Consider the following 15,780-nt stretch of genomic DNA (forward strand, 5'->3'; position numbering starts at 1 on the left):
CTCCGATGAGCCACCTGGACGAGGCCGCACGCCGGTCTCTGCTGAGGCGCGGATTTGCCCTTGAGTACGCCACCCTGTTCTGGAACGCGGTCGGCATCGTTATCCTCGCGTCGGCCGCCATCGAGGCCGAATCCGTGGCGCTGGCCGGGTTCGGCTTGGACTCGCTGATCGAGATCGGTGCGTCATTGGTGGTGATCTGGGAGCTCTCCGGAACTGGAGAAGCCCGTCGACGAAAAGCGTTACGGCTCATCGGCGCCGCCTTCGGAGCGCTAGGTATCTACCTGACGGTGCAGTCGACGACGGTCCTGATTGCCGGCTTTCACCCCGAGCCCTCGTCCCTTGGCATCGCTTGGACGACGGTCACCGCAGCGACGATGTTCGCGCTTGCAGCCGGCAAGGCCCGAACCGGTGCCGCCCTGAGCAACCCCGTGCTCACCACTGAGGGCCGCGTCACCCTCATCGACGGCCTGCTGGCCGCCGCCGTGCTACTCGGCCTGCTGCTGAACAGCATCGCCGGCTGGTGGTGGGCGGACCCCCTCGCCGGCTACGTGCTCGTGTTCTACGCGTTGCGTGAGGTCAAAGAAATCTTCTTCACCGAGGGTGGATGAATGACTCAGGGAATGGTCGCGGTCCCGGGCGGCAACGTGTGGTTCAAGCGGACCCGTGGCGGCGCGGGTCTTCCGCTGCTCGTCATTCACGGCGGGCCGGGCCTGCCGCACGACTACTTGCGGTCACTGGAGCGGTTGGCCACGGAGCGCGAAGTCATCTTCTGGGATCAGCTCGGTTGCGGAAACTCCAAATGCCCACCCAACCGCGGTCTTTGGACGATGGAGCGCTCGGTGGCCGAGGTGGATGCCGTGGTGCGAGCCCTGGGCCTGGACCGCTTCCACCTCTTCGGCAACTCCTGGGGCGGAATGTTGGCCCAACAGTATGTGCTCGACGCGGCGCCCGCCGGCGCCGCGAGCCTGACCATCTCCAACAGCATCGCGTCCATCCCGGCGTTTGCGAAGATGGTGGCGCGCTTGAAGTCCGAACTGGATCCGGCCACCCAGGCCGCCATCGACCGGCACGAGGCCGCCGGCAGCACGCACGCGCCCGAGTATCAGGCCGCCATCCGAACCTGGAACGAGACCTACCTGTGCCGGGTACGCCCGTGGCCGCAAGAGCTCGAAGATGCGTTCCGCAACATGGGCGCCGAAGTCTTCGAGACCATGTTCGGCCCCAGCGACTTTCACATCGTGGGGACGATTCGCAACTGGGAAGTGTTCGAAAGGCTCCATGAAATCGCCGTGCCGACACTGGTGCTCGCGGGCAGGTACGACGAATGCGTGCCCGAACACATGTGGGAAATGCACCAGCGCATACCTGGCTCACAGTTCGAGCTGTTCGAAGCCAGCGCCCACATGCCCTTCATCGAGGAGCCGGACAAGTTCGACTCCATGATGCGTGATTTCCTGCACCGGCACGACGCCTGAGGGCCTCCGGCTGCAACGACCTCAGTTCTTCTTTGCCGCATTGAATTTCGCGACGTTGGCCCGGAAGTCCTCGGTGACGAACGACTGGCTCTCGGCCGACAGTGCGTAGTCCAGGCTGGCGAGCACGGCCCGCTCCAGATGGATGTTGAGCACGCGCTTGGTGCTCTCCACCGCCTGCTGCGGGAGTTCCAAAATCTTTCTGGCGGCGGCGATCGCCTCGGCGACCGGGTCGTCGACCACGTGGTTGGCCAGACCGAGCTCGACGGCGCGCTGCGCCTTGATGCGGGTGCCGGTGAGCGCGAATTCCTTGGCCAACAGCAGGCTGATGTGCAGTGGCCAGGTCAACGGTCCACCGTCGGCGGCGACCAGCCCGACTTGCACATGCGGGTCGGCCAGATAAGCATCCTCGGCGATGTAGACGATGTCGCTGAGGGCCACCAGACTGCAACCGAGGCCGACGGCGGGCCCGTTGACCGCCGCCACTACGGGAATTCGGCAGCGGGCCATGCCCAACACGATCTCGCGTCCGTCCCGAATGGTCTTGGCGCGCAGCTCAGCATCGTTTGCCAGCTCTTCCAGATACGTGAAATCGCCACCCGCCGAAAACGCCCTGCCGGCCCCGGTGATCACCGCGGCACGCGCCGTGGGGTCATCGGTCAATCGCTGCCACAACCGCGCCAGCCCGACGTGCAGATTGTCGTTGACGGAGTTGAGCGAGTCCGGCCGGTTGAGCGTGATGATGCGCAGGGCACCGTCGGCCTGAACGTCGATTTCGGTAGGCATGTCGTACACGTCAGACTCCCAGTCCCAAGATTCGTGAAGCGATGATGTTCTTTTGTATTTGCGATGTTCCGCCCATGACGCTCTGTGCCCGGCTGTACAGGTAGGCGCTCAGCAGATCGGGATCGCGCGTTCCCGTGACGGCAAGGGCCGCGTGCCCGACGGATTGTTCGACCCACGTCATCAGCAGCTTGTCCAGCGAACCGTCCGAGCCGTGCGATACCCCGTCGAGCTGTTCGGACAGCCGCCGCCGCACATGATGGGTGAGCATGTCCGACTGAACCGCCGCCCACGCCAACTCTTCGGGTACTTCTCCATCGTTGCGGGACAACATCTCTCGAACGAGCTTGCCGTAGCGCGCCGCGTAGCCGAGCGTGGACGGCTCGCGTTCATGCCCGACGACGGTCATGGCCACGGCCCAGCCATCGCCGGGGCCGCCGACCATCCGGTCCGCCGGCACCGTCGCATCATCGAAGAACACCTGACCGAATTCGTTGGTGACCCCGTTAATCATCTGCAGCGGACGCTGTTGCACGCCAGGCTGTTTCATGTCCAGGACGAACGCGGACAAGCCGCGGTGGCGCTTGGCCTCGGGGTCGGTGCGCGCCAGCAACAAGCACCGGTCCGCGACGTCGGAGTAGCTGGTCCAGATCTTGTGCCCGTTCACTACATAGTTGTCGCCTTCGAGGCGAGCGGTGGTGGTCAGCGACGCAAGATCCGAGCCGGCACCCGGCTCGCTGAAGCCCTGACACCAGCGCTCGGTGCCGTTGATGATGCCGGGCAGAAAGCGCTTCCGCAGCTCGTCGCTGGCGTGCGCGCCGATGCCATACACCAGATATCCAACGCTGGGGCGCGGCGGCGCACCGGCTCGCACCAGCTCCTCGTCGACGATGACGTCGTAGACCGGCGCCAGGTCCTGGCCGCCCCAATCGCGTGGCCAGGACAGGCCGAAGAAGCCGTTGTCATAGAGGGCACGGTGCCAGTCGGCCATGCGCACCCAATACTCGTCGCCCGAGCCCGAAAACTCCTTGGCGTGTGCGGCAAGCCACGCGCGCAGCCGCTCCCGAAAGGCGGCTTCATCGGGTGAGTCACGAAAGTCCAAGATCGATCTCCTTCAACGCGACCGGCCACAGTTCGGTCGATGTGAGGGCCCGGCGCAGGTAGACATGCGCCACGCATTCCCAGGTGTTGCCGATACCGCCGTGCACCTGGATGGCCGTCTCGCAGACGGTGCGGGTGGCGCGCGCGCAGTAGACCTTTGCGATTTGGGCGGCCCGGATGGCTTCGGCGGGGGCAAGCTCATCGACGGCCCACGCGGCATGCCGCAGCACGCTCACCGAACCCTCAATCAGCGCAAGACTTTCGGCCAGCAAGTGCGCGATCGCCTGGTAAGAACCGATCTGCTTGCCGTACTGTTCACGAATTTTGGCGTAGTCACAGGCGACGGCGTGCACGCCCCGGGCGATGCCGACCAAGTCGGCCGTCGTGGTGACCAGCGCGAGGGCCCGCCATTGTTCGGCAACCTCGGGGGGCACGTCGCCCACCGTCTCCGGCGATCCCGCAACCGTGCCGTCAGCTCGCGTGAGGTCGACGCTCTGCGGCGAGACCTGCACATCGATTGCGGAAACCGTGCCGCCCGAAAGCCACAGGGCGCGCCGGGCAGCCCGGGCGTCGATCACTCGATCGCCGACGGCCACCGTCGCCGCCGATACGTCCGCGCCGACATGGCGGCCCAGATCGTCGGCCAGGACGGGCCCGAGAAACGGTGTGTCAACCAGGCGGCGGCCGAACTCCTCGGCCACGATGGCCACCTCCACCCCGGATGCGCCGTCGGAACGCAACGACCGCCACCCGGTGTTCTCGATCTGCTTGTCCAGGCGTGCAATTCGCGTCTGGTCGTCGAGATCCTGCACCGCCGCGGGGCCCAGATCGTCGGCCAGCTTGGCGGCGGCATCGCGTAGTTGCTGTTGTTCAGCTGTCAGACGTACATCCATAGCGCTCCTTCAGCACTCGGCGCAGCACCTTGCCGGAAGGCAGGCGGGGAATGTCGGGGACGAAAATCACCCGGCTCAGATGTTTATAGGACGCCAGTCTTTCGTCCACCATGGCGGTCAGTCGGGTCGCGTCGACGGGCGCGGACGTCGCGACCGCGGCGACGACGGCCTCGCCGTTGAGCCCGTCGGGAATGCCGAACACCGCGCAGTCTTTGACGGCCGGATGGCCGTGCAGCACCGTCTCGATTTCGGCGGGCGCTACCTGGAAGCCGCGCACCTTGATCATTTCTTTGAGGCGATCGGTGATTCGCAACCATCCGCCGTTGTCGAGCCAGCCGACATCCCCGGTTCGGTACCACCCGTCACGGACCGCCTCGCCGGTCGCTTCGGCCGGCAGGTATCCGGCCATGAGCGACGCCGACCGGCACTGGATCTCACCGACCTCCCCCGGGCCGGCCGGCTCGCCGGTCTCCAGTGAAACGACGCGTAGGTCCACGCCCGGCACCGCCCGTCCGACGGTGTCGAGCCGTGGCTCCTCGATCGGATTGCACGCTACGACAGGCAGTTCCGTGGTTCCGTAAGCCGGGAGCCAATGCACTCCGGTGCGCCGAGTCACCGTCGCTGCGACGTGGGTGTTGACCGGCGTGGCCCCCCACATGATGTAGCGCAGCGAGGACAGGTCATAGGACTCGAGGTCGGGATGCGAGGCCATCGCCAGCGCGATGGGAGCGACCGCCATTTCCACTGTGATGCGGTCACTTTCGATGTGCTGTAGCACCCGGTCGATGTCGAACCGGCGATGCAGCCGCACGCAGACACCGGTCTCCCACGCGGTCAGCAAGTTCAGCAGCCCGAGGATGTGTGACGGCGGCGTCGCGACTTGGATCCGGTCGTGGCGCGTCAGTTGCAACGCTTGACGCCAGTGCCGCACCGCTTCGTCCAGCGAGGCGTGGGTGTGCCGGACGGCCTTCGGCAGGCCGGTGGTGCCAGAACTGAATACCAGCACCGCGTCGTTCGTGGGCGGCGGTGCGCCCCTGGCTATCGGCTCCGCGGGCGGGACCGGGTCGTCCAGGTGCAGCATCGGCATCAAACCGGCCAGCACCGGGTGGTCACCGACGGCGTGCTGGGGGTTGGTCAGCGCGATCGCATGGTCGACCTCGCCGCGCTTCCACGCGGGGCTGATGAGTACCGGCGTGGCAGCCAGTCGCCAGATGGCCAGCACCACGGCGAGGAACTCCGGCCGATTCGACGCCATCAAGGCGACGTGTTGACCTGGGTTGACACCGTCTTTTGCCAGGTTAGCGGCCCATCCGTCGGCCAACGCGTTGAGTTCGGGCGCGCTGAATCGCCGTTCCTCGAACACGAGCGCCGCCGGCTCGGTCACGTCCCGTCCTTCCCTGACAGACCGGGCTGACCCGACATCCATACAGTCTTGAGAAGATGCTATCGCTTCGTGAGAATAGTATTCTCTATACTGAAGAATGCAAATACGTGAGAGGGGGCGGTCGCGTGACGATCACCCGGATCATCGAGGGGACCTCGCGGGTGACAGATCCGGCAACAAATGGCTCGAGCGCCGCGACGGTGACGATTCATCTCGACCGCAAGAAGGTGTCGGTGCCCATAGTCCCGGGCGAGACTCTCCTGGAGACCGCACGGCGGGCCGGGCTGGAGCCTCCCTTCAGTTGCGAGGCCGGCAACTGCGGTACGTGCATGGCCAAGCTCGAAGAGGGCCATGCCACCATGCGGGTCAACGACGCTCTCGAGGAGGACGAGGTCGCCGAGGGTTACATTCTGACGTGCCAGGGCGTTCCGGATACGGACTCGGTCACGGTGCGCTACGAGTAGCAACCAGAGAGGTGGCGGCGACGATGGCCAAGGGCATCATCCTCGTAGAGAGCCGACCCAGTTCGCCTGAGCGCGAACAGGAGTACAACACCTGGTACGACGAGGTGCACCTGGGTGAGCTCGTCGCCCTGGACGGATTCGTCTCGGCGCGCAGGCTGCGTCCCGTTGACGCCGACGGACCTTACATGGCCATCTACGAGATCGAGGGCGACGACCTGCAGGCGATCCTGAACAACATGATCGCCAACGCGGGGCAGTTGCACATGTCGGACGCCCTGCAGCTGGATCCGGCGCCCATTCCACGACTGCTCGAGACCACCACCGAGTGCGGCGGCTAATCGAACTCGGGCTGCGCGGGAGAGGACTGCTTGATGAAGGTCGATGACCTGATTTTGGTGAGCATTGACGACCACGTGGTCGAACCGCCGGACATGTTCTTGCGGCACGTGCCCGCCAAGTACCGGGACGAGGCACCCGTCGTCGTCACCGACGACAACGGCGTCGACCAGTGGATGTACCAGGGCAGGCCGCAGGGCGTGAGTGGCCTCAACGCCGTGGTGTCCTGGCCGGCCGAGGAGTGGGGCCGCGATCCCGCCGGCTTCGCCGAGATGCGCCCCGGCGTCTACGACGTCCACGAACGCGTCCGGGACATGAACCGCAACGGCATCCTCGCGTCGATGTGTTTCCCGACGTTCACCGGCTTTTCGGCCCGGCACCTCAACATGACGCGCGAAGACGTGACCCTGGTGATGGTGTCGGCCTACAACGACTGGCACATCGACGAATGGGCGGGGTCCTACCCGGATCGCTTCATCCCGATCGCGATCCTGCCGACCTGGACACCCGAGGGCATGTGCGCCGAGATACGGCGCGTCGCCGCGAAAGGCTGCCGGGCCGTCACCATGCCGGAATTGCCTCACCTGGAAGGACTTCCGAGCTACCACGACGAGGACTACTGGGGCCCGGTATTTCGCACCTTGTCCGAGGAGAACGTGGTGATGTGTCTGCACATCGGCACCGGCTTCGGGGCGATCAGCATGGCGCCCAACGCGCCGATCGACAACCTGATCATTCTGGCCACCCAGGTCTCGGCGATGTGCGCCCAGGATCTGCTGTGGGGGCCGGCCATGCGCGACTACCCTGATCTCAAGTTCGCCTTCTCCGAAGGCGGTATCGGCTGGATTCCGTTTTATCTGGATCGCAGCGACCGCCACTACACGAACCAGAAGTGGCTACGCCGCGACTTCGGCGACAAGTTGCCCAGTGACGTCTTTCGTGAACATTCGCTGGCGTGCTACGTCACCGACAAGACGTCGCTGAAGCTGCGCCATGAGATCGGCATCGACATCATCGCCTGGGAGTGCGACTACCCGCACTCGGACTGCTTCTGGCCGGACGCGCCCGAGCAGGTGCTCGCCGAGTTGAACGCCGCCGGGGCCGACGATTCCGACATCAACAAGATCACCTGGCAGAACTCGTGCAGGTTCTTCGGCTGGGACCCGTTCGCCCGGACCCCTCGCGAGCAGGCGACCGTTAAGGCCCTGCGAGCCAAGGGCAGTGACGTCGACGTGTCGATCCGTTCGCGTGCCGAGTGGGCGCGGCTGTATCAGGAAAGGCAGCTGGCCGAGCTGTCGTAGTGCGGTGGATCAGCCCGCCGGAGGGTTGACGAACCAGACGTTCTCCTCGCGCAGGCTGCGGCTGCGCCAGCCATCGGACGTGCGGGTCAGCTCGTGGTGGTAGTAGCCGCCGCAGTAACTCAGCTCCGCCACGCCCGGCAACTGCATCGGGTTGTAGAACATGGCGCGCACTGTCGCGACATCTCCGTCGAGATCCAGGATCTCCACGTTGGTGATGTAGTGCATCGACATCGGGATGGCGCCGAAGCCTTGTTCCAACCACGTGGCCACCTCGTCGCGCGGGCCCGCCGCGGCGCCTGCGGATGAATAGTCGATGTGCGCACCGTCGGTGAAGACCGAGCGGTACAGGTCCCAGTCCTTGGCGTCCACGGCGCGGGCGTATTTGTTGAGTAGCGCGGTGATTTCGAGTTCATCGGCGACCCGCTGCTGATCCATCGTTGCACCCTATACAGGCAGCTATCTCAGGTACAAGGACTTGAAGCACGCATCAGGCAATGTCATTGAGTTCGGCCACCGCCCGCCCAAGTTCGTGGAATTGGTCGATGGCGGAGTCAAATTCACCGCCGATAGACGGAAGCAGCACGACGTGATCCGCGCCCGCCGCCAGGTGCTGGCCCAGCTTGGCCGCGACGTCCGCCGGATCGCCATGCGCGACAAGCGCATTGACCAACCGATCGCTCACCTCGTCGATGTCACTGGCCGAGTAGCCCAGCTCCACCAGCCTCGACGCATAAGACGGCACGCCGAGTCTGGCCGACACCGCCTCGCGCGCGGTCTGGATGTCGCTCGCCATGGACAGGCCAACGACCACGACCTTGTCCGGCCCCAACGCCTCGCGGGCCTGCGCGGTGAACTCCGGCGGCAGCCCGGCGGGGAACGCCCCGTCGGCTTTTTCACCGGCCAGCGCAAGCATTCTCGGCCCGTTGGCGGCGACGATCCGGGGATACGGCGCATCCGGCGCCGGCGGCCAGGTCGGGCCGTCCATCGCTTCCAGATAGTCGCGCATCGTCGTCAGCGGGCTGCCGAATTCGCGCCCGACGCTGGCCGCCTGCTCCGGATAGCCGACCCCGAGGCCGAGCACAAGCCTGCCCGGATACGCCTGGGCCAATTGGGCGGCCGCGGCGTGCATCGTCTGGGCCGGCCGGGCCCAGATGTTGGCGATGCAGGTGCCAAGAGCCAATCGTTTGGTCGCGGCCAACAACACGGCGAGCTGCACCAAGGCATCCTTGCCGATGACCTCGTTGGTCCAGACCGCCCTGTACCCGGCGTCTTCCAGGCGGCACGCGGCCTCGCGCAACAGGTCGGCCGGTGGTGTGCCGGTGAACGAGACCGGCAGGCATACGCCCACCGGCCCCAACGTCTTTCGGACCGTAGCGATCACTGTGTCAGCCATGGCGTCGCTCACTCGCCGAAGTAGTGGCCGGCATCGAGGTCCTCGAGCAGCCCGGGGCGCTCCGGGTGCCAGTCGAGGACCTTCTGCGTCAAGGCATTCGACGTCGGATTGTCCAGCGACGCGAAGAGCGCGAGAAAGCCGAAGTGGCCGGCGTTTTCGGCGGCGATGCTCGACGTCGGCACGTTCAGGTGGCGACCGATGACGGCGGCGATGTCCCGGAACGCCACTCCCTCATCGGCGACGCCGTGCAGACGCGTTCCAGCAGGCGCTTTTTCGAGGGCCAGCCGGTACAGGCGCGCGGCGTCGAGCGTGTGCACACCGGGCCAGCGGTTGGCGCCATCGCCGATGTAGCAGGATACGCCGGTATCGCGGGCGACGTTGATCAGGTGGTGGGCGAAGCCATGGTGATCGAGGTCGCTGTGCACCAGCGGCGCAAGGCGGATCACCGACGACCGAACCCCGCGCTCGCCGAGCGCGATCACCGCGTTTTCGGAGTCAACCCGTGGGCCGCCGGGCGCCGTGTCCTGTTCGGTGGCGACATCGCCCTGACCCAGGAGCGAGAGCAGCAGCGTTCCCGACGTGCTGACGAATGGCCGATCGGAACCGACGAGTGCTTCCCCGATGGCGCGGACAGCGCGCAGGTCCGTCTCGGCAGCTCCCGCGAAGTCGTCGAAGTCATGCTTGAACGCGAGGTGGATGACGCCGTCGGACGCCGCCGCCGCGTCGCGCAGGCCGTCGAGGTCGTCGAGATCTCCCCGGCGCGCTGTTGCTCCCGCGGCTTGCAGGGCGGCGGCGCTCACGTCCGACCGCGCCAAACCGGTGACCTGGTGCCCGGCGTCGAGGAGTTCGGTGACAACGGCGGAGCCGATGTGACCGGTCGCGCCAGTGACAAAGACGTGCATGAAAGTTCCCTTCTGGTCCCGTGGGATGTATGCCATCAAGTCAATGGCGGGGTGAAAGCCGTGTCCAAGTCCTGTTTTATATGGCGCGATGCAATTCAGGCATCACGGCAGTTCACAGGGGCCTCTGAGGCATAAAGCGGGCTGGGCTCGGATTACACTGAGCGCATGACCGACTCGGCATCGCCGGTGGTGGATCTTGACCTGCGGCTGGTGGGTTACTTCGTCGTCGTCGCCGAGCACCGGCACTTCGGCCGGGCCGCCTCAGCGCTGCGCGTCGCGCAGCCGTCGTTGAGCCGCCAGATTCGCCGGCTCGAGCAGCAACTCGGCGTCCGCCTGTTGGACCGCACCCCGCAGGGCACCCGGCTCACGGAGGCGGGCGAGGTATTTCTGCCCCGGGCCAAGGCGCTGCTGCGTTCGGCCGCCCAAGCCACCGCGCAGGCGCGAGCGGCCGCGCAGCCCAGCCGGATCACCATCGGGTACACGATGGGCATGATCGTCACGCCCGCGGTGCGCGAGATGCGCCGCGCGCATCCCGAAGCCGATGTCCAAGTCACGCATTTGGATTGGGACCAGGCGCTCGATGCGTTGCTCGGCCATCGGGTGGACGCGGTGGTGACCCGGCTGCCGTTTCCGACCGAAGGGCTGCACGTGACGATCCTGTACGACGAGCCGCGGGTGCTGGCGATACCCGTCGACCATCGCCTGGCAGGCAGGGAATCGGTCACCCTCGACGACATCACCGACGAACCCATGCCGCGGGTGCGGCATTCGGATCCGGCCTGGAGCGCCTTCTGGCGCATCGATCCGCGACCCGATGGTCGCCGGGCACCCGATGGCCCGTTCATCGATGCGCTGGAGGACAAGTTCGAACTCATCGCGGCGGGGCAAGCCGTGGCGATCACGGCGGGCGTTCACGGCAACGGTGTGCGGCCGGATATCACCACGGTCCCGTTGGAAGGTGTCGAACCCAGCCATGTCGTATTGGCTTGTCGCGCTGGGGATCGCAGCCGTGTGCTATCGGCCTTCCGCAAGATCGCAGAGGCTGTCCTCACCGGGCCTGCGCCGGCCTGAGCAGCGCGCTACTGGGGAAGCTCCGGCGGTGACCGGTACTCGGGCTCATACCCGGAGACGTGGATCGGGCTCCCCACCAACCGGAATTCGCCCGCTGTGACGATCACCTCCGGGGTCGCCTCGAGCGCCTCGGGCATGGTTCGGACCGCCGCCGCCGGAACGCCGAGCGGGCGCAGTCGTCGTTCCCAGGCGACGGCGCTGTCGGTGGCCAGCATCGCTGTGACGATGGTCAGCACCTCGTCGCGGCGGGCGACTCGCTCGGCCATCGTCTCGAAGCCCCCGATGCCCGCTTCAGCGGCAAACGACTTCCAGAATCCATCGTGCGTGATGAACAGTGCCAGATATCCGTCGGCCGTCGGAAAGAGCTGCGCCGGAACGTAATAGGAGTGGGCGCCGTAGGGGCGGCGCTGCGGTTCTACCCCGCCGTTGAGGTAGGCGGAGGCGTGGTAGTTCAGCTGGGACAGCATGACGTCGCGCAGCGACACATCCACCTGGCCGCCGGTTCCGGAGATGATCTTCGCCAACAACCCAAGTGCCGCTGTCATTCCGGTGGAGTTGTCGGCCGACGAGTAGCCGGGCAGCGTCGGCGGACCGTCGGGGTCGCCGGTCAGGGCGGCGGTGCCGACGCCCGCCTGCACCACGTAGTCGAAGGCCGGATCGTCGCCGCCGTACAGCCCGAAGCCGGTGATCGCCACGCAGACGATACGCTCGTTGTGCCGTCGTAACTCGTCGTAGGTCAGGCCCAGCCGGCGGATGGCCGACGGCTTCAGGTTCACCAGCAGCGCGTGCGATTCGGCGACCAGCTCGCCCAATCGCTGCTGTCCCGCATCGGAATTCAGATCCAGCGTGATGCTGGATTTGTTGCGGTTGAGGCTGGCGAAATAGGTGGCGCCGACGCTGCGGGAGATCTCGCCACCGGCCGGTTCGATCTTAGTGACCTCGGCACCGAGATCGGCGAGCAGCATGGTCGCGTACGGACCCGCCAGCATGGTGCCGACCTCGAGGAGGCGTATCCCGGCCAAAGGCCCGGAGTTGCTTGCGGTCAACGCAATTCCGCGGCGAGTGAGGCGATCATTTCTCGGGTGCGCCGCTTGGAAGCGACCAGTTCATCACGGTTGTCACCGATGGGCAGCAGCCGTACCGACAGATCCGTCACGCCGGCCTCGGCGAAGCGGCGCATCCGGGCCAGGATCGCCTGCTCGTCGCCGGCCGCACACAGATCACCGACATCGCGGGCGTCGCCGCGGTCGAGCAGGCGCTGATAGTTGGGCGACACCTCGGCCTCGCCCAGTATGCGGTTGGCCCGCTCCTTGGCCTCATCGACTTGCGAAGGGGCACACAGGCATACCGGGATGCCCGCGACGATCCGCGGCGCGGGTCGCCCGGCGTCCGCCGCGGCCTTGGTGATCTTCGGTGCGATGTGATCACCGATCGCGCGCTCGTCGGCCATCCACAGCACGGTGCCGTCGGCGAGTTCGCCGGCGATCTGCAGCATCACCGGTCCCAACGCGGCGACGAGCACCGGCATCGGGGTGTCGGCCCCGATGGCCAGCGGATTGTGCACTCTGAACGAATCGTTCTCGACGTCAACCGATCCCGGCCCGGCAACGGCGGCGTTGAGCACTTCGAGATAGTCGCGGGTGTAGGCCGCCGGCTTCTCGTAGGGCAGGCCGAGCATGTCGCGGATGATCCAGTGGTGCGACGGCCCGACGCCCAGCGCCAGCCGCCCACCGGCCACCGCATGCGTCGAGAGCGCCTGGCGGGCAAGGGCGATCGGGTGCTGGGCCTGCAGCGGCACCACGGCGGTGCCGAGCTCGATGCGCGAGCTGTGGGCGGCCATCAGCGACACCATGGTCAGGCAGTCGAAATCGTTGGGCACCTGCGGCATCCAGGCGGTGTCCAAGCCGGCGGATTCGGCCCATTCGATGTCGGAGGTCAGCTTGTCCACCTTGCGGGCCATGTCGCCCCGCTCGGCGCCGATCATCACTCCGACGCGCATGGTTCCTCCGTGAGGGGTTCGTTCGAGTCGATGTTCGCCGTGCCGGTCAGTGCGCGGATGTCGCGCACGAGGTCGTCCAGCGGTGTCCCGGTGGGGAATACCGCGGCGGCGCCGGCGGAGAGCAGCTTCGGCACGTCCGCATGGGGGATGGTGCCCCCGACGACGACGGCGATGTCGGCGGCATCGGCGGCGCGCAGCGCCTCGACGGTGCGCGCGGTCAGCGCCAGGTGCGCACCCGACAGGATGCTCAACCCCACCACGGCCACGTCTTCCTGGACGGCGATCGAGGCGATGTCTTCGATGCGCTGGCGGATACCGGTGTAGATGACCTCGAACCCGGCATCGCGCAAGGTGCGGGCGACGATCTTCGCGCCGCGGTCATGGCCGTCCAGGCCAGGTTTGGCAACGAGCACGCGCACGGCCATCTAGAACACCACCGGTTGCTGGAATTCGCCCCACACCGCCTTGAGCGCGGAGACCATCTCCCCGACCGTGCAGTAGGCGTTGGCACAGTCGATCAGCTTGTGCATCAGATTGTCGTCTCCCTCGGCTGACCGCGACAGGGCAGCCAACGTGGATTTCACTGCGGCCGAATCCCGTTCGGCCTTGACCTTGGACAGCCGCTTGAGCTGCAGGTCACGTCCTTCGGCGTCGAGTTCGTACGTGACGACATCGTGCGCCGGGTCCTCGGTGACGAACCGGTTGACCCCGACAACCGGTCGGGTGCCGGCTTCGACCTCCTGATGCAGGTTGAAGGCCTCGTCGGCGATCAGGCCCTGCAGATACCCGTCCTCGATGGCCTGCACCATTCCGCCATGCCGCTCGAGGTCGGACATGATCTCGATGATGCGCTCCTCGGTGGCATCGGTCAGCGCCTCGACGAAGTAGGAGCCGCCGAGCGGGTCGGCGACGCTGGCGACGCCGGTTTCGTGCGCCAAGATCTGCTGCGTGCGCAGCGCCAGTGTCGTGGTTTCCTCGGTCGGCAGGGCGAACGGCTCGTCCCAAGCCGCCGTGAACATCGACTGCACACCGCCGAGCACCGCGGCCATCGCCTCGTAGGCCACCCGGACGATGTTGTTGTGGGCTTGCGGCGCGTACAGCGACGCGCCACCACAGACACAGCCGAACCGGAACATCGCCGCCTTGGCCGTTTTCGCCCCGTAGCGCTCCTGCACGATGGTCGCCCAACGCCGGCGCCCCGCACGGTATTTGGCGATCTCCTCGAAAAAATCCCCGTGGGTGTAGAAGAAGAACGAGATCTGCGGCGCGAACTGGTCGATCGTCATCCGACCGCGCTCGACCACCGTGTCGCAATAGGTCACCCCGTCGGCCAGGGTGAACGCCATCTCCTGCACCGCGTTGGCCCCCGCATCGCGGAAGTGCGCCCCCGCCACCGAGATCGCGTTGAACCGCGGAACCTCGGCAGCACAGAATTCGATGGTGTCGGCGATCAGCCGCAGCGAGGGCTCCGGTGGCCAGATCCAGGTCCCGCGCGAGGCGTACTCCTTGAGGATGTCGTTCTGGATGGTCCCGGTGAGCTTTTCCCGCGGGATCCCCTTCTTTTCGGCGGCGGCGACGTAGAACGCCAGCAGGATCGCCGCCGTCCCGTTGATGGTCATGCTCGTGCTGAGCTCGTCCAGCGGGATGCCGTCGAACAGGATCTCGAAGTCGGCCAGGGTGTCCACCGCGACGCCGACCCGGCCGACCTCCTCGCCGAACTCAGGATCATCGGAGTCGTAGCCGCACTGGGTGGGCAGGTCGAGCGCGACCGACAGCCCCGTACCGCCCTGCTCCAGCAGGTAGCGATAACGGCGGTTGGATTCCTCGGCGGTGCCGAATCCCGAGTACTGGCGGAAGGTCCAGAGCTTGCCGCGGTAGCCGGAGGCGAAGTTACCGCGGGTGAAGGGGAACTCCCCCGGCTGCGGAGGCTCCGCGCTTACATCCGCCGGCCCATATACGGGCAGCAGCGGGATACCAGACGGAGTGTGGGCCGTATTATCCATCGATGAATAACGTACTTGCAAAAAAAGAGAATGCCAATACCATGCGTCTGACCAGGTAAAACGCGAGGTTTGACCAGGTAAATGGCGTCGTTTGACCAGGTAAAAGGAGGCTTCATGCCCAACGGTTCGCTCGCCGATCGCACCGTCGTGATCTCCGGCGGCAGCCGCGGGATCGGACTCGCGATCGGAATCGGCGCCGCCAGGCAAGGCGCCAACGTGGTGCTGCTGGCCAAGACCGATACCCCGCACCCACGGCTGCCAGGGACGGTGCACACCGCCGCCGCCGAGGTCGAGGCCGCCGGCGGCAAGGCGCTCGCGGTCGTTGGTGACGTCCGCCGCGAAGAGGACGTGCAACGGGTGGTCGATGCGGCGGTCCAGCGCTTCGGCGGCGTCGACGTCTGCGTCAACAACGCCAGCGCCATCGCAGTGGAACCGACAGCCAAGCTGTCGGCCAAGAAGTACGACCTGATGCAGGAGATCAATTTGCGCGGCACCTTCCTGCTGACCAAGGCGTGCGTGCCACACCTGGAGAAATCCGCCAATCCGCACGTGCTCACCATCTCGCCACCGGTGAACATGAATCCCAAATGGCTGGGCGCCCACCCGGCCTACACCCTGTCAAAATATATCATGACACTGCTGTCTCTAGGCTGCAACTCCCAATACGCCAACGACGTA

General features: G+C 66.2%; 18 protein-coding genes. 7 read left to right on the forward strand and 11 right to left on the reverse strand.

Annotated features, from left to right (window positions below):
* Positions 1-5: 5 nt before the first annotated feature.
* Both A5753_RS22865 and A5753_RS22870 read left to right on the forward strand, forming a co-directional pair.
* Positions 6-608, forward strand: coding sequence for a cation transporter (locus A5753_RS22865; protein ID WP_067133932.1), 603 nt, complete (start codon positions 6-8; stop codon positions 606-608).
* Positions 609-620: 12 nt separating this feature from the next.
* The gene (locus A5753_RS22870; protein ID WP_082971439.1) at positions 621-1,475 is read left to right on the forward strand and encodes a proline iminopeptidase-family hydrolase; all 855 of its coding nucleotides are present in this window, start codon (positions 621-623) and stop codon (positions 1,473-1,475) included.
* Between the two features lie 21 nt (positions 1,476-1,496).
* On the opposite strand, the gene A5753_RS22875 is transcribed toward A5753_RS22870, so the two are convergent.
* The 4 genes from A5753_RS22875 to A5753_RS22890 are packed head-to-tail and all read right to left on the reverse strand — an operon-like array spanning position 1,497 to position 5,633.
* A complete protein-coding gene (locus A5753_RS22875; RefSeq protein ID WP_067133938.1) occupies positions 1,497-2,267 on the reverse strand; it encodes an enoyl-CoA hydratase/isomerase family protein in 771 nt (256 codons plus the stop codon).
* Position 2,268: 1 nt separating this feature from the next.
* Positions 2,269-3,357: an acyl-CoA dehydrogenase family protein gene (locus A5753_RS22880; protein WP_067133941.1), complete on the reverse strand. Its 1,089-nt coding sequence runs from the start codon at positions 3,355-3,357 to the stop codon at positions 2,269-2,271.
* Positions 3,344-4,249: an acyl-CoA dehydrogenase family protein gene (locus tag A5753_RS22885; RefSeq protein ID WP_067133943.1), complete on the reverse strand. Its 906-nt coding sequence runs from the start codon at positions 4,247-4,249 to the stop codon at positions 3,344-3,346. Before A5753_RS22885 ends, A5753_RS22880 begins: the two co-directional genes overlap by 14 nt.
* Complete coding sequence (locus A5753_RS22890; protein ID WP_067133947.1) at positions 4,227-5,633, reverse strand: class I adenylate-forming enzyme family protein; 1,407 nt, start codon at positions 5,631-5,633, stop codon at positions 4,227-4,229. Before A5753_RS22890 ends, A5753_RS22885 begins: the two co-directional genes overlap by 23 nt.
* A 125-nt stretch (positions 5,634-5,758) precedes the next feature.
* Here A5753_RS22890 and A5753_RS22895 point away from each other — a divergent pair, with 125 nt between their 5' ends.
* Genes A5753_RS22895 through A5753_RS22905 form a run of 3 tightly spaced genes read left to right on the forward strand, consistent with a single transcriptional unit; the run spans position 5,759 to position 7,734 of the window.
* Complete coding sequence (locus A5753_RS22895; protein ID WP_067133950.1) at positions 5,759-6,097, forward strand: 2Fe-2S iron-sulfur cluster-binding protein; 339 nt, start codon at positions 5,759-5,761, stop codon at positions 6,095-6,097.
* A 23-nt stretch (positions 6,098-6,120) separates the two neighbouring features.
* Positions 6,121-6,435 (forward strand): DUF4286 family protein, encoded by a 315-nt coding sequence (locus tag A5753_RS22900; protein WP_067134017.1) that lies wholly within the window; start codon positions 6,121-6,123, stop codon positions 6,433-6,435.
* Positions 6,436-6,468: 33 nt separating this feature from the next.
* A complete protein-coding gene (locus tag A5753_RS22905) occupies positions 6,469-7,734 on the forward strand; it encodes an amidohydrolase family protein (RefSeq protein WP_067133952.1) in 1,266 nt (421 codons plus the stop codon).
* Between the two features lie 9 nt (positions 7,735-7,743).
* Here the strand turns inward: A5753_RS22905 and A5753_RS22910 are convergent, their stop codons facing one another.
* The 3 genes from A5753_RS22910 to A5753_RS22920 are packed head-to-tail and all read right to left on the reverse strand — an operon-like array spanning position 7,744 to position 10,029.
* Entirely contained in the window at positions 7,744-8,169 is a 426-nt protein-coding gene (locus tag A5753_RS22910; RefSeq protein WP_067133955.1) for a nuclear transport factor 2 family protein, read from the reverse strand.
* Between the two features lie 52 nt (positions 8,170-8,221).
* Entirely contained in the window at positions 8,222-9,127 is a 906-nt protein-coding gene (locus A5753_RS22915; protein WP_067134023.1) for a TIGR03620 family F420-dependent LLM class oxidoreductase, read from the reverse strand.
* Between the two features lie 8 nt (positions 9,128-9,135).
* The gene (locus A5753_RS22920) at positions 9,136-10,029 is read right to left on the reverse strand and encodes an SDR family oxidoreductase (RefSeq protein ID WP_067134020.1); all 894 of its coding nucleotides are present in this window, start codon (positions 10,027-10,029) and stop codon (positions 9,136-9,138) included.
* 165 nt (positions 10,030-10,194) lie between these two features.
* Between A5753_RS22920 and A5753_RS22925 the strand changes: the two genes are divergently transcribed.
* Positions 10,195-11,100 carry a LysR family transcriptional regulator gene (locus A5753_RS22925; protein ID WP_067133959.1) on the forward strand — a complete coding sequence of 302 codons (906 nt, stop codon included), beginning with the start codon at positions 10,195-10,197 and terminating at the stop codon, positions 11,098-11,100.
* An 8-nt stretch (positions 11,101-11,108) separates the two neighbouring features.
* On the opposite strand, the gene A5753_RS22930 is transcribed toward A5753_RS22925, so the two are convergent.
* Genes A5753_RS22930 through A5753_RS22945 form a run of 4 tightly spaced genes read right to left on the reverse strand, consistent with a single transcriptional unit; the run spans position 11,109 to position 15,102 of the window.
* Positions 11,109-12,146, reverse strand: a complete 1,038-nt coding sequence (locus A5753_RS22930; protein ID WP_067133962.1) for a CaiB/BaiF CoA-transferase family protein — start codon at positions 12,144-12,146, stop codon at positions 11,109-11,111.
* Positions 12,143-13,099 carry an LLM class F420-dependent oxidoreductase gene (locus A5753_RS22935; RefSeq protein ID WP_067133965.1) on the reverse strand — a complete coding sequence of 319 codons (957 nt, stop codon included), beginning with the start codon at positions 13,097-13,099 and terminating at the stop codon, positions 12,143-12,145. The genes A5753_RS22930 and A5753_RS22935 overlap by 4 nt, the downstream gene beginning before the upstream one ends.
* The gene (locus A5753_RS22940; RefSeq protein ID WP_067133968.1) at positions 13,084-13,524 is read right to left on the reverse strand and encodes a cobalamin-dependent protein; all 441 of its coding nucleotides are present in this window, start codon (positions 13,522-13,524) and stop codon (positions 13,084-13,086) included. Before A5753_RS22940 ends, A5753_RS22935 begins: the two co-directional genes overlap by 16 nt.
* The gene (locus tag A5753_RS22945; RefSeq protein ID WP_067133971.1) at positions 13,525-15,102 is read right to left on the reverse strand and encodes a methylmalonyl-CoA mutase family protein; all 1,578 of its coding nucleotides are present in this window, start codon (positions 15,100-15,102) and stop codon (positions 13,525-13,527) included. It lies immediately after the preceding gene.
* A 114-nt stretch (positions 15,103-15,216) separates the two neighbouring features.
* Here A5753_RS22945 and A5753_RS22950 point away from each other — a divergent pair.
* The coding region (locus A5753_RS22950; protein WP_067133974.1) for an SDR family oxidoreductase at positions 15,217-15,780 on the forward strand (564 nt) is incomplete at its 3' end.

This window comes from Mycobacterium sp. 852002-51971_SCH5477799-a, from assembly GCF_001667145.1.
GTDB lineage: Bacteria > Actinomycetota > Actinomycetes > Mycobacteriales > Mycobacteriaceae > Mycobacterium.

Coding starts and splice junctions, on each gene's coding strand:
- A5753_RS22865 (WP_067133932.1), top strand. CDS start 6: ATGAGCCACCTGGACGAGGCCGCACGCCGGTCTCTGCTGAGGCGCGGA.
- A5753_RS22870 (WP_082971439.1), top strand. CDS start 621: ATGGTCGCGGTCCCGGGCGGCAACGTGTGGTTCAAGCGGACCCGTGGC.
- A5753_RS22885 (WP_067133943.1), bottom strand. CDS start 4,249: ATGGATGTACGTCTGACAGCTGAACAACAGCAACTACGCGATGCCGCC.
- A5753_RS22900 (WP_067134017.1), top strand. CDS start 6,121: ATGGCCAAGGGCATCATCCTCGTAGAGAGCCGACCCAGTTCGCCTGAG.
- A5753_RS22905 (WP_067133952.1), top strand. CDS start 6,469: ATGAAGGTCGATGACCTGATTTTGGTGAGCATTGACGACCACGTGGTC.
- A5753_RS22910 (WP_067133955.1), bottom strand. CDS start 8,169: ATGGATCAGCAGCGGGTCGCCGATGAACTCGAAATCACCGCGCTACTC.
- A5753_RS22915 (WP_067134023.1), bottom strand. CDS start 9,127: ATGGCTGACACAGTGATCGCTACGGTCCGAAAGACGTTGGGGCCGGTG.
- A5753_RS22920 (WP_067134020.1), bottom strand. CDS start 10,029: ATGCACGTCTTTGTCACTGGCGCGACCGGTCACATCGGCTCCGCCGTT.
- A5753_RS22925 (WP_067133959.1), top strand. CDS start 10,195: ATGACCGACTCGGCATCGCCGGTGGTGGATCTTGACCTGCGGCTGGTG.
- A5753_RS22935 (WP_067133965.1), bottom strand. CDS start 13,099: ATGCGCGTCGGAGTGATGATCGGCGCCGAGCGGGGCGACATGGCCCGC.
- A5753_RS22940 (WP_067133968.1), bottom strand. CDS start 13,524: ATGGCCGTGCGCGTGCTCGTTGCCAAACCTGGCCTGGACGGCCATGAC.
- A5753_RS22945 (WP_067133971.1), bottom strand. CDS start 15,102: ATGGATAATACGGCCCACACTCCGTCTGGTATCCCGCTGCTGCCCGTA.